The organism is Pseudideonella sakaiensis (genome assembly GCF_048320135.1).
GTDB classification, from domain to species: Bacteria; Pseudomonadota; Gammaproteobacteria; order Burkholderiales; family Burkholderiaceae_C; genus Ideonella_A; species Ideonella_A sakaiensis_A.
This window is the reverse complement of the sequence record NZ_CP182947.1, coordinates 4,114,121-4,131,498: the sequence shown is the minus strand read 5'-3', so window position 1 is coordinate 4,131,498 and position 17,378 is coordinate 4,114,121. Positions and strand designations below refer to the sequence as shown.

Below are 17,378 nucleotides of genomic sequence, written 5' to 3'. Positions count from 1 at the left end.
GTGACGGACGATATCAATCCGGCAATCCCGGAAGTGAAGAGCAGCGGACCGCTGCAGGGCATTCGCATCATCGACATCACGACCGCGGTGATGGGTCCCTTCGCCACCAGGATCCTCGGAGACCTGGGCGCCGACGTGATCAAGGTGGAGCCGCCCGATGGTGACTCGGTACGCAATACCGGTCCCGCGCGTCATCCAGGCATGAGCGCGATTTTCCTGTGCTCGAATCGCAGCAAGCGAAGCATTGTGCTGGACCTGAAGCAGCCAGCCGGCCGCGAGGCGTTGCTCAAGTTGGCGGAGCAAGCCGACGTTCTGGTCTACAACGTCCGGCCCCAGGCGATGGCTCGACTCCGCCTTGCCTACCAGGACATAGCGGCGGTGAACCCTCGCATCATCTACTGTGGTGCCTACGGCTATCGGCAAGACGGCCCGTACGCTGCCAAGTCGGCATATGACGACCTGATCCAGGGAGCGGTCGGCATTCCGTCGCTGCTCGCCGCCGGCGGTGGTGAACCCCGTTACGCACCAACAGCCATCGCCGACCGGTCGGTGGCACTGACCGTTGTCTACGCGGTCACTGCTGCGCTTTTCCACCGCGAACGCAGCGGCAAGGGCCAGGCCATCGAGGTGCCGATGTTCGAGACGATGGCCGACATGGTGCTGTCCGATCACCTTTATGGCAAGGTCTTCGAGCCGCCGCTGGGCGAGATGGGCTACACCCGGCTGGTCTCGACGCAACGGCGACCTTTTCCGACCCGTGACGGCCATGTCTGCGTCATGCCCTACGTCGACAAGGACTGGGTACGGGTGTTTGAGTTGATCGGTCGGCAAGAGCTCATTTCCGATCCCCGCTTCAGCGGTGTCGCGGCACGCACCAGAAACATCGAGGAGTTGTATGCAATCCTTGCCAGTGGCTTGCTCGAGCGGACGACCAACGAGTGGGTTCAGGCCTTCGATGAGGCCGACGTACCGGCAATGCGCATGAACACGCTGGACGGGCTGTTGCAGGATCCTCACCTCGAAAGCACCGGCTTCTTCAAGCTCGAGCAGCATGCGTCGGAAGGCTTGCTGCGCACCACCGAGATTTCTACCCAGTGGAGCGATTGCCCACCCGTGGTGACGCGGCCCGCGCCCCGGTTGGGCGAGCACAGCCGCGAAATTCTTCGCGAGGCGGGTTACGCCGACGACGAGATCCAGCGCCTGATCACTGCCGACATCACCCGGGTGCCGCCGTCCTGCTGAATACGGGGTCCGGACGTTCCGGTGACGAACCGCCTCTGGATGTGACCCGGGGCAGGTTCAATCCGAAGGCCTCAGTCGGGCCTGAATCATGAAGCACCGTCCCGGGTGACACCGCGCGCGAGCAGATCGTCGATCTGCGCCTGCGACAACCCGGCTTCGCGCAATATGTCGAGACTGTGCTGGCCCAGGGTCGGCGGCATGCGAGCCGGCACCGGTTTCGAGTGCGACCATTTGGTCGGGACGCTCATGGTACGGATCGGCCCTTCGGACGGGTGCTCGACATCTTCGAAGAAGCCGACCTCGGCCAAGTGCGGATCGTCGATCAGCGAGTCGGGCGTGTGCATCGGCAGAACCGGAATATCGGCATCTTCGAGCAGGCGAAGCCACTCGGTCGTGCTGCGCGTGCGCACCGATTCGGCGAAGATGTCGTTCAATTCGGCGACGTGGGCCGAGATGCCGGCCTGATCACAGAAGCGCGGATCTTTCTTTAGCTCGGCACGCCCGATCAGTTCGAAGAAGCGGTACCAATGCGCCGGTGTGTAGGCGGTGGCGCAGATATAGCCGTCCTGCGTCTTGAACGGCCGCCGCGCGAAGATGCGCGGGTAGCCGGTGCCACCGATCGGCGGGCGGAACGTCTTGCCGTACAAATGCGGTGTCAGCATGTATTGCGCCATCGTTTCGAACATAGGCACTTCGACGGCCTGCCCTTCACCGGTGCGTTCGCGATGCAGCAGCGCGGCCAGCAGCGCATAGGTGCCAACCAGACCAACGCTTTGATCGGCGATCCAGCCGGGCGCGTAATGCGGCGTGCCATCCTGACGCGCGGCCAGCGCGGCGAGGCCGCTGCCACCCTGGATCAAGTCATCGAGCGCGGCCCGCCGTGCATAGCGTCCGGCCTGGCCGAAGCCGACCAGCGAGCAGTAGACTATCTTCTTGCTGACTGCGGCGACTGCGGCGTAATCGAGGCCCAGCCTCGCCATTGCCGCGGGGCGCACATTGCATACCAGCGCGTCTGCGCCGCGCGCCAGTTGCAGCAAGGCGTCCCGTCCGGCAGAGTCCTTCAGGTCGAGCACGACACTGCGCTTGCTGCGATTGAGCTGCAGAAAAAGCGGCGACATGCCCGCACTTCGACCCGGCGCCAGATGGCGCGTGATGTCGCCTTGGGGGGGTTCGACTTTGATGACTTCGGCGCCCAGGTCCCCAATCGTCTGCATCATGTACGGGCCCATCGCCACGCTGGTCAGGTCCAGGATGCGGATGCCGGCCAGCGGTCCGGTGTTGGTTTTTTCGTTCGGCTTCATGGTGTGAAATGTCTCATGTCATCGTTCGGAATTCGATTCGTTCTGCTCCGTCTGCGTCAGTCAGGTGTCACAACGGCAACGACCGCAGCACGTTCGACGGTCAGCCCGGGCTGGCAATGAACCGCGGCCACGATGCCGTCCGATTCGGCAACGATCCGCATCTCCATCTTCATCGATTCCAGGATTGCCACCACCGTCCCCTTGGTGACACGGTCGCCCGGAACCACATTGACCTTCAGGATCAGGCCCATCATCGGGGCTTTCAGGTCGCCGCTGCTCTGTGCCGCCGTGCTGATGTAAGACAGGTAAGGAACGGCCCTGAGCACGTGCGAGCCGCGTCGGTCATGCACATAGACCATCTCGCCGTCGCAGTGAAGATGCACGGTCTCGCGGCGCGAGCCGGCCACTGCCAGGAAGCGACCGTCGTCAGCGACGGTGAGCGCAATTTGCAGGCGCTCGTCGTTGACACCAACCAGCATGCTGCCGTCGCGATGCAGCGGCGCGAAACGGATCTCGGCGCTGCCGTCGGCCGCCTCGACATGTAGGCTGGGGATCGGCGCAAGACCATCGTCGCAGGACCGCATCTGCCAGCCGCTGCGGGCCCAACTCGACCACGGGCCGAGACCCGCAGGGCTGCGCTGAGATTGCAGCCAGCAGCAGGCTGCAATCGCCAGCGTCTGCGTGTCGTGGCGCGACTCGCCGACCGCCCAGCCGGCAATCTCCTCGTCGATCAAGCGCGTGTGAAAGCTCCCGCTGCGTGTCTGTGGCAGGTCGATCAGGTGGCGAAGAAACTGGATGTTGGTGGTGACGCCAAAAACGATTGTTGCGTCGAGGGCGGATTTGAGCTGGTCGAGCGCCTCGTTGCGCGTCGGTGCCGACGTGATCAGCTTGGCCAGCATTGGATCGTAGTACGGCGTGATCTCCATGCCGCTGCGAATGCCGGTTTCGACTCGCACACCGTGACCTGGAAACTGCACATGCGCCAGCCGACCGGTGGAAGGCAAGAAACCCGCGGCCGGGTCCTCGGCACAGACGCGAGCCTCCACTGCATGGCCACTGCAGCGCACATCCTCCTGCCTCAAGGCCAAGCCTTCGCCGCTGGCAATGCGCAGCATGATCTCGACAATGTCCAGTCCCGTCACCATCTCGGTGACCGGGTGCTCGACCTGCAAGCGCGGGTTGACTTCGAGAAAGTGGTAGTCGTCGGCACCGACGATGAACTCGACCGTGCCGACGCCGCGGTACATCAGCCGCTCGCCCAGGCGCACCGCGTCGGCGGTCATGCGGTCGCGCAGTTTCGCGCTCAGCATCGCCGCCGGCGCCTCCTCGATCACCTTCTGATGACGGCGTTGCAGCGTACATTCGCGCTCGAACAGGTGGATGACATGGCCCTGCCCGTCACCGGCAATCTGGATTTCAATGTGGCGGCCCTGGCTGATCAGCTTTTCGACAATCAATCCGGCATCGCCGAACGAGTTTTTCGCCTCGCGCATTGCGGACTCGATGTCCTCCGACAGGCTGTCGAAGCTGGTGATTCCGCGCATGCCCTTGCCGCCGCCGCCGGCAGCGGCCTTCAACATCACCGGCAGGCCGATCTCGCGCACGCTGGCAGCGATTTCGGCCGGGTCCGTACTCGGCGACATGCTGCCGGGCACGATCGGCACCTGCGCAGCGAGGGCCTCGCGCTTGGCCGCCGCCTTGTCACCCAGGCGCCCGATCAGATCGGCGGTAGGACCGATGAACACCAGCCCTGCCGCCTCGACGGCGCGAGCGAAGGCGGCGTTCTCGGCCAGAAAACCGAATCCCGGATGAATGGCTTGCGCGTGCACGGCCTTCGCCGCTGCGATCACCGCGTCGATGCGCAGGTAGCTCTCGGAAGCCGGTGCGCCACCGATCTCCACCGACTCGCCGATCTCGTGTACATGCAGGGCATCGCGATCAGCGCTCGAATGCACACCGGCCACCGCCACGCCAAGGCGGCGGCAAGTGCGCGCAATTCGGCACGCGATCTCGCCACGGTTGGCGATCAGTATCTTCTTGAACACGACGGTCTTTCCCGGCTCACATGCGAAACACACCGAAGTGTGAGGGCACGGCCGGCACGCGTGCGGCGAGGTCGAGCAGCAACCCCATCACATCGCGCGTCTCCGCGGGCTCGATCACCATGTCGCACCAAGTGTTGCGGGCGAAGTTGTATGCATTGGCGAAGTCCTCGAAGGTCTTGCGCACCGGCGACTTGTAGGCTTCGCGCTGCGCATCGGTCCAGCTCGTGCCGTTGCGCTTGTGCTGGTCGTCCTTGACCATCGCCAGGGTCGTGGCCGCCTGATCGGGGCCCATGATCGAGGCTCGGCCGTTCGGCCACATGATCAGTGCATTCGGTTTGAAGGCACGCCCGCACATCGCCAGGTAGCCGGCACCGTAGGAGCCGCCGATGATCAACGTGTATTTGGGCACGTTGGCGCAGGTCATCGCCGTGATCATCTTCGCGCCGTGTTTGGCAATTCCGGCCTCCTCGGCCGCGCGACCTACCATGAAACCGTTGATGTCGGCCATGAACAACAACGGGATGTCGCGCTTGCAGCACAGGTCGATGAACTGCGTCGCCTTCATCGCACTTTCCGAAAACAGCACGCCGTTGTTGCACAGGATACCGACGTCGTGGCCCTGGATGCGCGCAAATCCGGTGATCAAGGTATCGCCGTAATCGGGCTTGAACTCGTGCAGGTCGCTGCCATCGATCAGGCGCAGCACGATCTCGCGGTTGTTGGTGGGTATGCGCGGGTCAGCACTGATGATGCCGTAGATCTCGACCGGATCGTGCAATGGCTCGGCGACGGCGGCCACGCTGCGGCGCAGCGCGGGTACATCGCCCAGGTGGGCGACGATGTCGCGCAGGATCGCAATCGCGTGCGCGTCGCTCTCGGCCAAGCGATCGCTGGTACCAGCATCCTCGAGGTCGCCGCAGTCGGCTTCAGCCTCTTGCGCCAGGCTGCCGAATTCCAGCGCACCCTGCCCGCGCACAACCACAACCTCGTCGCACAGGGCCGCCACGAAGGCGCCGCGGTCGGCGGCCGGACCGTGCACACTCGCAATCTGCGCGATGCCTTCGCGCGACATCCGCATCTGGTTGTACAAGATCGAGCCGAACTGGCCATCGTCGGCGAAGTCGGACGACTGCTCGTCAGCCGCGTGACCGCCGGACTGCAGCAGAGTCAGACAAGGCAGCCGGTGCAACCAGGCGAAGCGCTGTGCACGCACATGCTTCTTGCAGGTTGTGGTGGTGTAGGCACCTGCGTGCACGGTGGCGTCGTTGGCGATGATCATGCAGGGCCGCCCGGCGACCATGCCGACTCCGGTGACCATTGCGGCGCCTGGCGGATCGTCGCCGTGCAGGCTTTCGCCGGCGAGTTGGCAAAGTTCCAGGAACGGCGAGCCCGGATCGAGCAACGCACTGAGCCGCTCGCGTACCAGCAACTGCCCGGCATCGCGCAGTCTCTGCCGCGAGGCTTCGGAGCCAGCGGCCAGCGCCGCGGATCGGCGCCGGCGTAGATCGGCGACTCGCTCCTCGTAGAAGGCACGATTGGCGGCCGACTCGTCGGCACTGGTCAGCAGCGCCGATCTGACAATGCTCATCGCGCGCCTCCGCGTCGCCGGCCTCGACCCGCTGCGTACATTGCAATAGTGGTTCTTGTATCTGGATTCATGTCGGAGAACGTCGGAGCGGATTGCCGATGATGCCGCAAAGAATGTACGATAACAAACATTCGTTAGGTTACAACGTCCTTTATGACCCTGCACGACAATCACTCGATCGGATCTCACCTGGCCGTCGCCGAGCCGGACTTCGAGCTCCGGCGCGACGCCTACGCTGTAGTGATGGCGCGAATGCGCGAGCGGCGCGATGAAGCCACGGTGGGCGGCAGCGAAAAATCTCGAAAACTGCATACGAGCCGGGGCCAGATGCTGCCACGCGAACGCATCGCCGCCCTGCTCGACCCGGGGTCTCCATTCCTGGAGATCGGCCAACTGGCCGGGGCCGACATGTACGACGGCGTGCCCCCCGGCGCGACCATGGTCACTGGCGTCGGCCAGATCTGCGGGCGGGCCTGCATGCTGATCGTCAACGATGCGACCGTGAAGGGCGGCACCATGTTCGGCATGACGACCAGGCGCCATACACGAGCGCAGCTGTTCGCCTGGCAACACCGCCTGCCGTGCCTGACCCTGGTCCAGTCCGGTGGCGGCTTTCTGCCCGATCTCGCCAACATTTTCCCTGACGATGGTCAGGCAGGGTCGATCATGTACAACCAAGTCAAGATGTCGGCCGAGGGGATTGCGCAGATTGCGCTGGTATTCGGTCCGTCGACTGCCGGCGGTGCCTACATCCCGGCCTTGTGCGATGAAGTGGTGATCGTGCGCAATCAGGGTGCGATGTTCCTGGGCAGCCCTCAACTGGTGTTCGCGGCAACCGGCGAGGTGGTCGATATCGAGCCACTGGGGGGCGCCGAGATGCACAGTCGCCTGAGCGGCGTCACCGACCACATCGCCGAAGACGACGCCCACGCGCTGCAGATCACTCGACGAATCGTCGCCCACCTGGGCGAACCGCCGCGCCTGCGCTGGACCCGCGCCGCGGCCGAGCCTCCGCGTTACAGCCCGCAGGAATTGCCCGGCCTGCTCCGCCTCACAGGCGAGCGAGCGCCTGCCGGCAGCGTCGATTGCCGCGAAATCATCAGCCGCCTGGTCGACGGCAGTCGCTTCCAGGAGTTCAAGCAACTGCATGGGGAAACGCTGGTCTGCGGATTCACGCGGATCGAAGGTTTCGAGATCGGCATCCTGGCTGGCAATGGCGAGCTCACTTCGCAAGCTGCCGCCAAGGGTGCACATTTCATCGAGCTGTGCTGCCAGCGCGACATACCGTTGCTGTTTCTGGTCGATTCACCGGGCTTTGCCGGCAGCGACCGGGCCGGGCAACGTGGGGTCGGCAAGCATGGCGCCAAGCTGCTCAATGCGGTGGCCAATGCCGATGTGCCGAAGATCACGCTCATCGTCGGCCAAGTCTACGGTGCGGCCTACTACGCCATGTGTGGCCGCGCCTTCAAGCCCAATGCCCTGCTGATGTGGCCGAATGCACGCGCCGCAGCCCGCGCCGACGCCAGCGACAACGTCGCAGGGGCGCTGAACTGGGCGCGCCAGCTGTGGTGCGACATGGTCATCGAGCCGGTGGAGACGCGCGCGGTCATCGCCCAGCTGCTCGACGTCGCCGGCCGCACTCCGGCCAAGGCGACCCAATACGCCGTGTTCCGGATGTAAGGTGGATGGGGTGCGGCGTCAGCGCGTGATGCTGCCGGCCATGTCCTCGCCTTGCGCCATGAAGAAGCCGAGCAGTAGCCGGTTGACTTCTTCAGCTTGCTCGAAGGCTACCCAGTGGCTGGCGTCGGCCAGGATACGACAACTGAGCCGTGGCGAGTTCGATTTGAGGTAGGCGGCACGCGCCAGCGCACCGGATATCGGCAGCGGGTCGTCCTGACCCAGGATCGCCAGCACCGGGCAGCGCGTAGCGCGCAGGCTGGGCCCGAGCGAATCACGGTAGCCGAGGAAGCGGGACCGGAAGCGGGTCAGAGAATGGTTGCGCCGCTGCATCGCCACGGTGAGGGCATCGATGCGGCACGGGTCGCCAACCATCATCAGCTCGAGGTTGCGGCGATGCACCGCATTGATTTCATCATCGGTGGCATCAGACGACACCGATCGGAGCGGCGGCCGTACCCAGGTTCCTGGCGGGAACCCGCCCGGCCCAAGCAGTGCAATGCGGAGCACCCGCTGCGGCAACCGGGCCGCCAGCCAGGCCGTCACGACGGCGCCGAACGAGAATCCGGCGATGAAAAATGGCTCATCCGAAGGCAGCAGACCAGCTTCGACTGCTGCCAGCAAGTGGGCGCCATAGCTGTCGAGATCTGAATTCACCGGCACGTCGAGCGATTCGCCCATGCCCGGCAGGTCGGGCACGATGACGCGGAAACTGCGGGACAACGCCTCGATGTTGCGAATCCAGTGAGTCCAGGATCCAGTACCGCCATGCAGCAGAAGCAGATTCGGGCCGCTACCGGTCGCGCGCGCCACCATGCCGGCACAGGTCGAGGTACACACGGCCAGACCCGGCAGCAACGCATCGGTCGTGATGGGCGGCGAGTCGTGAAGGTTGGCGGCTGGCAGATTCATAAGGTCGCCTGGGTGCCCAGGATATTGGTGATCTGGCTCGACAGTACGCCACCGTTGCCATGACACAAGGCCACCTGTGCATTCGGGACCTGGCGCTGGTCAGCCTCGCCGCGCAGTTGCCTTACCGCTTCGACCAGCGTGAACATGCCATACATGCCGGGATGCACACACGACAGACCGCCACCATTGGTGTTGACCGGCAGCCGCCCGCCGGGTGCAATTGCGCCGCCGGCGACAAAAGCGCCGCCTTCACCCTTCTTGCAGAAACCAAGGTCTTCGAGAAACAGGATGGTGTTGATGGTGAATGCGTCATAGAGCTCGACGACATCGATGTCGGCAGGCGTCATGCCGGCCATCGCATACGCACGTCGGCCCGAGTCCAGCGCCGCCGTTTCAGTGAGCTTGGGCATGGCCATGATGTTCATGTGTGTCGTCGCCGCCGCCGCACCCAACAGATAGACCGGCCGCTTGGGCATGTCGCGTGCACGCGCCGCCGTGGTCATGACCAGCGCGGCGCCCCCGTCGGTGACCAGGCAGCAGTCGCGCACCGTGAGCGGGCTCGACACCATGCGAGAGCCGAGCACGTCGTCGATGCTCAACGGGCCGCGCATGAATGCCTCCGGATTCAGGTTGGCCCAAGCCCGCGCGGCGACCGCCACCGCTGCCATTTGTTCGCGTGTGGTGCCGTATTCATGCATGTGGCGCGAGGCGGCCAGCGCGTACGAGGTGGCCGGGAACAGTGGCGCATACGGTGCCTCATACGCAAATGGCCGGACCGAAGAGATCAGCTTGCCTGAGGCCGTGCGCTGGTTGCTGCCGTAGAAGATGAGCGCGGTTTCGCACAGCCCTTCCTTGAGCGCCATTGCCGCCATCAGCGTGTACGAGAGGAAGGTCGAACCGCCGGTGCGGTTGTTGTCGGTAATCTTTGGCTGCAGGCCGAGCATCTCGGCGATCAGCAACCCCGACAGCGGGTTCGAATTGCCGGGCAGCGAGCCGAACACCGCGTCGACATGACGCGTCGTCAGGCCGGCCTCGGCCAAGGCCTTGACGCTCGCCTCGATGGCGATTTCTTCTGAGCTCCGGCCGGGCGCTTCGCCAAGACCCGCGAGCGCAGCACCGACGATCGCGGCGCTGCCACGAAGTCCGTGAGTGCTCATGTTGCTGCTCCGGTGCTTGCGTTGACTGCATCGAACACCACGCACGCGCCGTCGTCGCCGCGCGCCACGCGGGCCTGCACCGCCATGCCGATGTGGATCGCCTCGGGCGCGATTCCCTCGACCCGGCTCATCAGGCGCGGACCTTCGGCGAGGTCGACCAGCACGACGTTATAGGGTCCGCCTTTGTCGGCCTTGCGGTTGACGACACTTACCGCGTGCACGACACCTCGGCCGCTCGGCGCCACCCAATCGAGTTCTATACCGCCACAACAGCTGCAGGCCAGGCGCGGATAAAAGAGATGGCTGTCGCAGCTGCGGCAGTGCTGGATGCGGAACTCGTCGCGCGCAAGCAGCTGCGCATAGACCATGTCGGGGCCGAGGCCGACGGTCCAGTCGTCGGCCGGGGGTGCAGTTGTCATGGGATCTCCGGTTTCGGTGGGCAGGAAGGGACAGGGAATCGAGACGGTCCGACACTCACATCGTCAGAACCAGTCGGCCACAGGCCTCGCGCGACTCCATCAACCCATGTGCCCGCGCCGCCTCGGCCAGCGGCAGCGTGCCGCCGACCACCGGCCGCAGCCTGCCGACGCGCACCAGTTCAAGCAGGTCATGGACTTCGGCACGTGTCACTCCGTCGGTGCCGAGGAAAAACATCTCCTTCAAGATGGCGTGGGCCGGGCGCAGCGACACCGGGGCAGCGTTCAGATTGCCGACGAATACGTGACGGGCAGCCACCGCCATGCTTTTCAGTGCGGCGGCCCAGGCGAGCTGGCCGACAATGTTGAAGACAACGTCGACGCCAACGCCGCCAGTCAGCTCGCGGGCCTGTGCGGCGAAGTCAAGGTCTGCACTGACGATCACTTCATCGGCCCCGTATTCCTGCAGAAAGCTCCGCTTGGCTTCGCTGGTGGTGACCGCAATCGTGCGCGCTCCGAGCATGCGCGCCACCTGCACCGCGTGGATGCCGACACCGCCACTGGCGCCGGTGACCAACACCGATTCGCCGGGCTGCACCGACGCGACCGTATGCAGGCCGTGGAATGCGGTGCCCAGCGCACACGGCACGACGGCGGCCTGCTCAAAGCTGACGCCTTCGGGAATGCGCACCAGCGCGCGCGCCGGCACCGCCACATATTCCGCATAGCCGCCGGGCACCGCCTCGCCAAGAAGGCCGGCACTGTTTTCGCAAAGGTTGTCCCGGGCCCGGATGCACATCCGGCAATGGCCGCAGTGATCCTTCATCATGACGACCACCCGCTCGCCGATCCCGATGCCGGCGACGCCCTGACCGAGCTCGGCGACTTCGCCTGCCATCTCATGACCGATGATGGCAGGAAGCTGGGTGCGCGGGAAGTGACCCTGGCGCGCCAGCACATCGTGGAAGCAGACGCCGCACGCTCGAAGTCTCACCAGCACCTCGCCCCCTTGCGGCACCGGCTGCGGCATCTCCACACGGGCGAACTGCTCCGGTCCGCCGTAACCCTCTAGGACAATGGCTTGCATAGGCTCCTGTCTCGAAAAGTTGCCACTGGCGTCAAGGGCCGGTTTGTGGCATCGTCTAGTCTAACAAACACTCGTTTGGTTTGTCATCAGGCCGATATGTCAGGTCGGCGCACCCCCCCTCTTTTTCACATCAGGAGCAGACAACATGTTCAACGGTAAAGCACTCGATAACAAGGTCGCCGTCGTGACCGGTGCCGGTCAGGGCATCGGCGCCGCCGTCGCGCGCGCCTATGCCGCGCAAGGCGCCAAGGTTGCCGTCATCGACTGGAATCTCGAAACCGCCGAAGTGGTAGCGCAGTCGATCCGCAGCGCGGGCGGCCAGGCCATGGCATTGAAGTGCGACGTCGCAGACCGCGCAGCAGTCGATGCAATGGTCGCCGACACCGTTGCGAAATTCGGACCGGTGGACGTACTCGCAAACAATGCCGGCATCACCCGCACCGCGATGCTGCACAAGATGACGCCCCACCAGTGGGACCAAGTCCTCGCCGTCCATCTGACCGGCAGCTTCAATTGCCTGCAGGCGGTGGTCGGCAGCATGATGGAGCGCCAGCGCGGCTGGATCATCAATACGATTTCCACTGCAGGCATCCTCGGCACCATCGGGCAGATCAACTACGGCTCAGCCAAGGCCGGCTTGATCGGATTCACAAAGTCGGCGGCGCGAGAACTCGCACGCTACAACATCGTCGTCAATTGCGTCGCACCGGGTGCTGCCACGCCGATGACGGAGACCATCCGCACCGACGAACGTTTCAAGACCCGCACGCTCGAGCGCATCCCGCTTGGCCGCTGGGCCGAGCCGGAAGAACTGGCGCCGGTTTGGGTGTTCCTCGCATCGGAGGGTGCGAGTTATGTCACCGGTCAGCTGATCGGCGCCGACGGCGGCATGTCGATCCACTGAAGACGGCGATGCACACATCAGGCAACCTCCCGCGGGCATCGCTGGGCGCGCTGTTCAATCCGCGCGCCATCGCCGTCTACGGCGCTTCGTCGGACCCGACCAAGATCGGTGGGCGTCCGCTCGACTTCCTGAAAAGCAGTGGCTACGACGGGCCGCTTTATCCGATCAACCCGAAGTCGGCCGAAATCCAGGGTCTGCCCGCGTTTGCGACCGTCTCGTCGGTACCTGGCCCGGTCGACATGGCGATCGTCGCGGTACCCGCACCCAGCGTGTTTGCAGCGCTGGAAGACTGCGCCGCAAAAGGCCTCGGCGGCGCCGTCGTCCTGAGTTCGGGCTTTGCCGAGGTTGGCGGACCTGGAGTGCAATGGCAGCAGCAGATCACCGAGCTGACGCAGCGTACGGGCATGCGCGTTGTTGGACCCAATTGCATGGGCATCATCAACGTGCGGCGCCGCATTCTGGGCACCTTCACACCCAGCGCAGCGGGCTTCGGGCTTGCGCCGGGCCGCATCAGCCTGGTCAGTCAGAGCGGCGCATTCGGCGGCTACTGCCTGTCGCTGATCCGCCAGCGCGGCCTCGGACTGAACCTGTGGATCACCACCGGCAACCAGTGCGACGTCGACTTCGCCGACTGCGTAAACCACTATGCACTGGACGACGGCACCGACGTCATCATGGGCTACGTCGAGGCCGCCACCAACAAGGACAGACTCGTCAGTGCACTGGCGCTGGCGCGTGAGCGCGGCAAACGCATCGTGCTGATGAAGGTGGGCAGTTCAGAGGCTGGCGCGCAGGCCACTGCCTCGCACACCGCCTCGCTGGCCGGCTCGGACCAGGTCTATGACGGGCTCTTCAAGCAGTATGGGGTTTACCGCGCGCGCACCATCGACGAACTGTTCGACGTGGCCTACGCCTGCTCATTAGCACGCCAGCCACCGAAGGGCAAACGTGTCGGCCTGCTGACAGTGTCGGGCGGCGTCGGCGCGCTGATGGCCGACGTCGCCACCGAGTGCGGGCTCGACGTCGCGCCGATGCCTGAAGATGCACAGCGCCGTCTGAAGGAAATCCTGCCTTTCGCCGGCACCCGCAATCCGGTGGACATGACAGCGCAACTTGTCAATGACCTGACGCTGTTCGAACGGAATTTCGACCTCCTGTTGGCCGAAGGTGGCTACGACGTGGTCGTCGCATTCCTGTCCAGCGTCGGTCAGGTGCTCGATCTGAGCAGCCGCCTGCTGGATCAGCTGAAGCTGGTGCTGCAGCGATTTCCCGACCGCACCATCATCATGTCGATGCTGGCGACACCCGAGGTTCGCAAGCTTTACGAAGCCGCCAACGTGATGCTGTTCGATGAACCGACCCGCGCGGTGCGCGCGGCCAGCGCACTGGCCTATCTTGCCGCCGAGTCCGAACGGGGCAAGAGCCTTTCGGCCCCGCCACCGCTGCCCGCCGCAGCCCAGGCGCCACCCGGGCAATCGATCAACGAAGTCGACGCCAAGCGCATCCTGGCCAGCGCAGGCATTCCAGTGGTGCGCGAACGGCTTGCTGCCAGCGAAGACGATGCGGCGGCATTCGCCGCCGAACTGGGGTTCCCGGTGGTGCTGAAGATTGCCTCCGCCGACATCGCCCACAAGAGCGAAATCGGCGGTGTGCTGCTCGGTCTGCAGGACGAGTCCCAGGTGCGCGAGGGATTTCGCACGCTGCAGCAGCGCGCGCACTCGAACGCCCCGCAAGCCCGGCTCGACGGCGTCGTGGTGGCGGGAATGGCCGCGCGCGGCGTCGAGACAATTCTCGGCGTCACGCGCGACCCGGTGTTCGGAGCGGTGGTGATGTTCGGCCTCGGCGGCATCTTCGTCGAGGCGTTCAAGGACGTCTCCTTCCGCATCGCGCCGTTCGGCATCGACGAGGCACACAGGATGATCGACGAGGTCAAGGGACGGATTCTGCTCACCGGATTGCGCGGCCAGCCGCCGGCAGACGAAGAGGCGCTGGCGCAAGCGCTCTCGCAACTGTCGGTCTATGCAGCACTCCACGCCGACGACATCGACAGCATCGACATCAACCCCTTTGTCGTGCTGCCGCGAGGCCAGGGGGCGCTGGCGCTGGATGCGCTGATCGTGCCGCGCAACCACGCCTGCTGAACGGATCTGCGATCGGGCCCGCTGCCTGGTGCCCAGGCAGCGGCGCGCTGCGCAACCGAGTCGGCACGGCGGCTCACCGGCTCACCAATCGAGATTCTCGACCGATCCGCGCCTCATCATCAGCTTCTCGCTGAACTCGAAGACCTGCTGCGCGCGCTGGTTGTACAAGCGCACGCAGCCGTACAGGACGCCGCGCTTGCCGTCCGACAGGTTTTTCTTGTCGACCACCGTGACCTCGGCACGCAGCGTGTCACCCGGCCGCACCGGGACCGTGAACTTGAAATCGGTCAGCTCAAGCGCGGCAATGGTCGCCGGGCCGAGAATTTCTTCCATCATTCCGGCGGCAATGCTGGCCGTCAACAGCCCGGGACAGATGCGGCCCCCGAAATCGGTATGCTTCTTGGCGAATTCCTCGTTGATGAAGATTGGCAACTTCAGGCCGGCAAGGCCGGTGAACGTCACAATGTCTGTCTCTGTGATGGTGCGGCCGTAGCTCTTGAAAACATCGCCAGTGTTAAGGTCGTCGAGGGATCGGTTGGACATCAGAAGGCCTCCAGGTGGCAAGATTTGTCAAACGTCAAACGCCAAGCGTCAAACTAACACTTGGCAGAATACTCCATTCCGAGCATGATTCCCACCTGAGTTTTTGCGAATCATCTCTGACGAACCGATTCCCCGATGCTTTTCCTGAATCCCGAGCTGACACTGCCAACCCTCGGCCGCAGCGTCGAAGCCTTGCGCCAGAAGGTCCGAGCCTTTGTCGCCGACGAGTTGAGCGCCGGCCGGCTGAAGCCGATCTGTAACTCATGGACCGAAGGCTGTTCGGCCGAGTTCAGCCAGCGCCTGGGCGAGCGCGGCTGGATCGGCTACCACTGGCCACGCTCCTATGGCGGACAAGGCGGCACCGCTTTCGACACCTTGACAATCAATGAAGAACTGCTGGCGGCCGGCGCACCGGTAGGTGCCCACTGGATAGCTGCCCGGCAGAGCGCTCCGCTTCTGATGCGCTTCGGCAGCGAGGCTCAACGCCGCGAGTTCCTGCCCGCCATCGCCGCCGGTACGCAGTATTTCGCCATTGGCATGAGCGAGCCTGATGTCGGCTCCGATCTGGCATCGGTGCGAACCCGCGCTGAGCGGCGCGCTGGCGGCTGGGTCTTGAACGGACGCAAGGTCTGGACCAGCGGCGCGCATTTCTGTCACTACATCATCGTGCTTTGCCGCACCGCGCCAGCCGACCCCAAGGCACGCCACAGCGGACTGAGCCAGATGATCGTCGATCTGCGCAGCAGTGGGGTGACGATACGGCCTATCCACATGCTTGACGGCAACCATCACTTCAACGAAGTCATCTTCGATGACGTGATCGTGCCCGACGAGCGCGTGGTGGGCGCTGCGGGAGAGGGCTGGAAGCAGGTGACCAGCGAACTCGCCTACGAACGCAGCGGGCCCGAACGTTTCCTCAGCACGATGCCGCTGATCGACCTCTTTTTACGCCGTCTGGCGGCCGGTCCGGCGGCGTCTGGCGACAGCGCGGCCGGGCGCCTGCTGGCACGGCTGATGACCTTGCGCAACATGAGCCTGTGCGTGTGGGGTGCACTGGGCGCCGGCCAGTCGCCGGTGATCGAGGCGGCCATGGTGAAGGACCTGGGCACGAACTTCGAGCGCGAATCGCTCGAAATCGTGCGCGAAGCGCTGGTTGCCGACGAGCGACTGGCCGACGACACCGAGATCGGCGCATTGCTCGCGGCGACGCTTCCGCTGGCGCCGACCTACACATTGCGCGGCGGTACCAACGAGGTGCTCCGCAACATGATCGCCAAGAACCTGCAAGGAAAATGAGCGAACTCGCACAACCTCTGGCCGCGGCCGCCGAGCGGCTGTTCGGGCAACGCTGCACGGCCGAACTCGTCAACAGCGCCGAGTCCGGCGACTGGCCGGAATCACTGTGGCAGGCTGTCGAAGACCTCGCACCAGCGAGCCTGCTGGTGCCTGAGGCGCAGGGTGGAGCCGGTGGCGACTGGGTAGACGCCTGTCTGCTGCTGGAACGCGCAGGCGAGTTCAACGTGCCGCTGCCAATTGCCGAAAGCGTGCTGGCCGGCTGGCTGTTGGGACGTGCCGGTCTTGAAGCCGGCAGCGGCCCGCCGGGCTTTGCCTGCGTCGAGACCGATCTCGAGCCGGCACTGCAGACCGGACGCCTCAGCCTGCTGCTGCACCGCGTGCCGTGGGCAGCGCAAAGCACCACGCTGGTAGTCCATGCCCGCTGCGGCAAGGACGCGGTAGTGCTGCGCCTGCCACGCGCAAGCTTCGAAGTGCAAGCGGGCCGGGCATTCAGCGGCGAGCCACGTGACGAAGTGACGGTGCGTGATCTGGGGCTCGACACACCGGGCGTGGCCTGCCGAGTGCTCGCTGATGCCAGTGACATCGATGGCCACGGCGCCGCTGCGTTGTTGCGCGCCGCCCAGATCGCCGGTGCCTGCCGCCGCGTGCTGGCATTGACGCTGGCCTTCACCAGCGAGCGGGTCCAGTTCGGCCGATCGATTGGCCAGTTTCAGGCGGTTCAGCACCAGCTCGCGCAACTCGCAGAAGAGGCGGCAGCGTCTCGGGTGGCGGTGCAGGCGGCAGGCGCATCCTGCGGCGGACCCTGGGCCACCGCAGCGATCGCTGCGGCCAAAGTGCGCGCCGGCGAAGCTGCCGGCCTGAGCGCGCGCATCTCGCACCAGTTGCACGGTGCGATGGGTACCACCTTCGAACATGGGCTGCACCAGAGCACGCGGCGGCTGCTCACCTGGCGTGACGAGCATGGCGGCGAAGCGTGGTGGGCGCGCGAACTGGTCGCGGCATTCCGCCGTCAGGGCGCCGCGGGTGCGTGGACCGGCCTGACCGCAGCGACCTCGCGCTGACCGGCGAT

Annotated in this window: 14 protein-coding genes; 6 read left to right on the top strand and 8 right to left on the bottom strand. The window is 65.0% G+C overall.

Annotated elements, in window-relative coordinates; genetic code table 11:
- Window positions 1-1,242, top strand: a complete 1,242-nt coding sequence (locus ACNH6H_RS18930; protein WP_418319851.1) for a CaiB/BaiF CoA transferase family protein — start codon at window positions 1-3, stop codon at window positions 1,240-1,242.
- Between the two features lie 86 nt (window positions 1,243-1,328).
- Here ACNH6H_RS18930 and ACNH6H_RS18925 read toward each other — a convergent pair whose 3' ends face one another.
- Genes ACNH6H_RS18925 through ACNH6H_RS18915 form a run of 3 tightly spaced genes read right to left on the bottom strand, consistent with a single transcriptional unit; the run spans window position 1,329 to window position 6,350 of the window.
- Window positions 1,329-2,543, bottom strand: a complete 1,215-nt coding sequence (locus tag ACNH6H_RS18925; protein WP_418319849.1) for a CaiB/BaiF CoA transferase family protein — start codon at window positions 2,541-2,543, stop codon at window positions 1,329-1,331.
- Window positions 2,544-2,599: 56 nt separating this feature from the next.
- Window positions 2,600-4,588, bottom strand: coding sequence for an acetyl/propionyl/methylcrotonyl-CoA carboxylase subunit alpha (locus ACNH6H_RS18920; RefSeq protein ID WP_418319847.1), 1,989 nt, complete (start codon window positions 4,586-4,588; stop codon window positions 2,600-2,602).
- A 16-nt stretch (window positions 4,589-4,604) separates the two neighbouring features.
- Window positions 4,605-6,350, bottom strand: coding sequence for a carboxyl transferase domain-containing protein (locus ACNH6H_RS18915; protein ID WP_418319845.1), 1,746 nt, complete (start codon window positions 6,348-6,350; stop codon window positions 4,605-4,607).
- On the opposite strand from ACNH6H_RS18915, the gene ACNH6H_RS18910 reads away from it, so the two are divergent.
- A complete protein-coding gene (locus ACNH6H_RS18910; RefSeq protein WP_418319844.1) occupies window positions 6,330-7,856 on the top strand; it encodes an acyl-CoA carboxylase subunit beta in 1,527 nt (508 codons plus the stop codon). The two genes, ACNH6H_RS18915 and ACNH6H_RS18910, sit on opposite strands and share 21 nt — an antisense overlap.
- An 18-nt stretch (window positions 7,857-7,874) precedes the next feature.
- Here the strand turns inward: ACNH6H_RS18910 and ACNH6H_RS18905 are convergent, their stop codons facing one another.
- Genes ACNH6H_RS18905 through ACNH6H_RS18890 form a run of 4 tightly spaced genes read right to left on the bottom strand, consistent with a single transcriptional unit; the run spans window position 7,875 to window position 11,368 of the window.
- Window positions 7,875-8,765 carry an alpha/beta fold hydrolase gene (locus ACNH6H_RS18905; protein ID WP_418319843.1) on the bottom strand — a complete coding sequence of 297 codons (891 nt, stop codon included), beginning with the start codon at window positions 8,763-8,765 and terminating at the stop codon, window positions 7,875-7,877.
- Window positions 8,762-9,922 (bottom strand): acetyl-CoA acetyltransferase, encoded by a 1,161-nt coding sequence (locus tag ACNH6H_RS18900; RefSeq protein WP_418319842.1) that lies wholly within the window; start codon window positions 9,920-9,922, stop codon window positions 8,762-8,764. The genes ACNH6H_RS18905 and ACNH6H_RS18900 overlap by 4 nt, the downstream gene beginning before the upstream one ends.
- Window positions 9,919-10,341, bottom strand: a complete 423-nt coding sequence (locus ACNH6H_RS18895) for a Zn-ribbon domain-containing OB-fold protein (RefSeq protein ID WP_418319841.1) — start codon at window positions 10,339-10,341, stop codon at window positions 9,919-9,921. The genes ACNH6H_RS18900 and ACNH6H_RS18895 overlap by 4 nt, the downstream gene beginning before the upstream one ends.
- 55 nt (window positions 10,342-10,396) lie before the next feature.
- Window positions 10,397-11,368 carry an alcohol dehydrogenase catalytic domain-containing protein gene (locus ACNH6H_RS18890; protein ID WP_418321399.1) on the bottom strand — a complete coding sequence of 324 codons (972 nt, stop codon included), beginning with the start codon at window positions 11,366-11,368 and terminating at the stop codon, window positions 10,397-10,399.
- 202 nt (window positions 11,369-11,570) lie between these two features.
- Here ACNH6H_RS18890 and fabG point away from each other — a divergent pair, with 202 nt between their 5' ends.
- Window positions 11,571-12,329, top strand: a complete 759-nt coding sequence (gene fabG, locus ACNH6H_RS18885; RefSeq protein ID WP_418319839.1) for a 3-oxoacyl-ACP reductase FabG — start codon at window positions 11,571-11,573, stop codon at window positions 12,327-12,329.
- An 8-nt stretch (window positions 12,330-12,337) separates the two neighbouring features.
- Window positions 12,338-14,470 (top strand): acetate--CoA ligase family protein, encoded by a 2,133-nt coding sequence (locus ACNH6H_RS18880; protein ID WP_418321397.1) that lies wholly within the window; start codon window positions 12,338-12,340, stop codon window positions 14,468-14,470.
- An 81-nt stretch (window positions 14,471-14,551) separates the two neighbouring features.
- On the opposite strand, the gene ACNH6H_RS18875 is transcribed toward ACNH6H_RS18880, so the two are convergent.
- Window positions 14,552-15,013, bottom strand: a complete 462-nt coding sequence (locus ACNH6H_RS18875) for a MaoC family dehydratase (protein ID WP_418319838.1) — start codon at window positions 15,011-15,013, stop codon at window positions 14,552-14,554.
- Window positions 15,014-15,148: 135 nt separating this feature from the next.
- Between ACNH6H_RS18875 and ACNH6H_RS18870 the strand changes: the two genes are divergently transcribed.
- Together ACNH6H_RS18870 and ACNH6H_RS18865 are read left to right on the top strand one after the other, a co-directional pair.
- Window positions 15,149-16,309 (top strand): acyl-CoA dehydrogenase family protein, encoded by a 1,161-nt coding sequence (locus tag ACNH6H_RS18870; protein WP_418319837.1) that lies wholly within the window; start codon window positions 15,149-15,151, stop codon window positions 16,307-16,309.
- Window positions 16,306-17,370, top strand: a complete 1,065-nt coding sequence (locus ACNH6H_RS18865) for an acyl-CoA dehydrogenase family protein (RefSeq protein WP_418319835.1) — start codon at window positions 16,306-16,308, stop codon at window positions 17,368-17,370. Before ACNH6H_RS18870 ends, ACNH6H_RS18865 begins: the two co-directional genes overlap by 4 nt.
- Window positions 17,371-17,378 lie beyond the last annotated feature (8 nt).

Bases quoted from the DNA above. Each gene is read 5' to 3' on its own strand.
- ACNH6H_RS18925 (WP_418319849.1), bottom strand. From the start codon at position 2,543: ATGAAGCCGAACGAAAAAACCAACACCGGACCGCTGGCCGGCATCCGC.
- ACNH6H_RS18910 (WP_418319844.1), top strand. From the start codon at position 6,330: ATGACCCTGCACGACAATCACTCGATCGGATCTCACCTGGCCGTCGCC.
- ACNH6H_RS18905 (WP_418319843.1), bottom strand. From the start codon at position 8,765: ATGAATCTGCCAGCCGCCAACCTTCACGACTCGCCGCCCATCACGACC.
- ACNH6H_RS18900 (WP_418319842.1), bottom strand. From the start codon at position 9,922: ATGAGCACTCACGGACTTCGTGGCAGCGCCGCGATCGTCGGTGCTGCG.
- ACNH6H_RS18895 (WP_418319841.1), bottom strand. From the start codon at position 10,341: ATGACAACTGCACCCCCGGCCGACGACTGGACCGTCGGCCTCGGCCCC.
- ACNH6H_RS18890 (WP_418321399.1), bottom strand. From the start codon at position 11,368: ATGCCGCAGCCGGTGCCGCAAGGGGGCGAGGTGCTGGTGAGACTTCGA.
- fabG (WP_418319839.1), top strand. From the start codon at position 11,571: ATGTTCAACGGTAAAGCACTCGATAACAAGGTCGCCGTCGTGACCGGT.
- ACNH6H_RS18880 (WP_418321397.1), top strand. From the start codon at position 12,338: ATGCACACATCAGGCAACCTCCCGCGGGCATCGCTGGGCGCGCTGTTC.
- ACNH6H_RS18875 (WP_418319838.1), bottom strand. From the start codon at position 15,013: ATGTCCAACCGATCCCTCGACGACCTTAACACTGGCGATGTTTTCAAG.
- ACNH6H_RS18870 (WP_418319837.1), top strand. From the start codon at position 15,149: ATGCTTTTCCTGAATCCCGAGCTGACACTGCCAACCCTCGGCCGCAGC.
- ACNH6H_RS18865 (WP_418319835.1), top strand. From the start codon at position 16,306: ATGAGCGAACTCGCACAACCTCTGGCCGCGGCCGCCGAGCGGCTGTTC.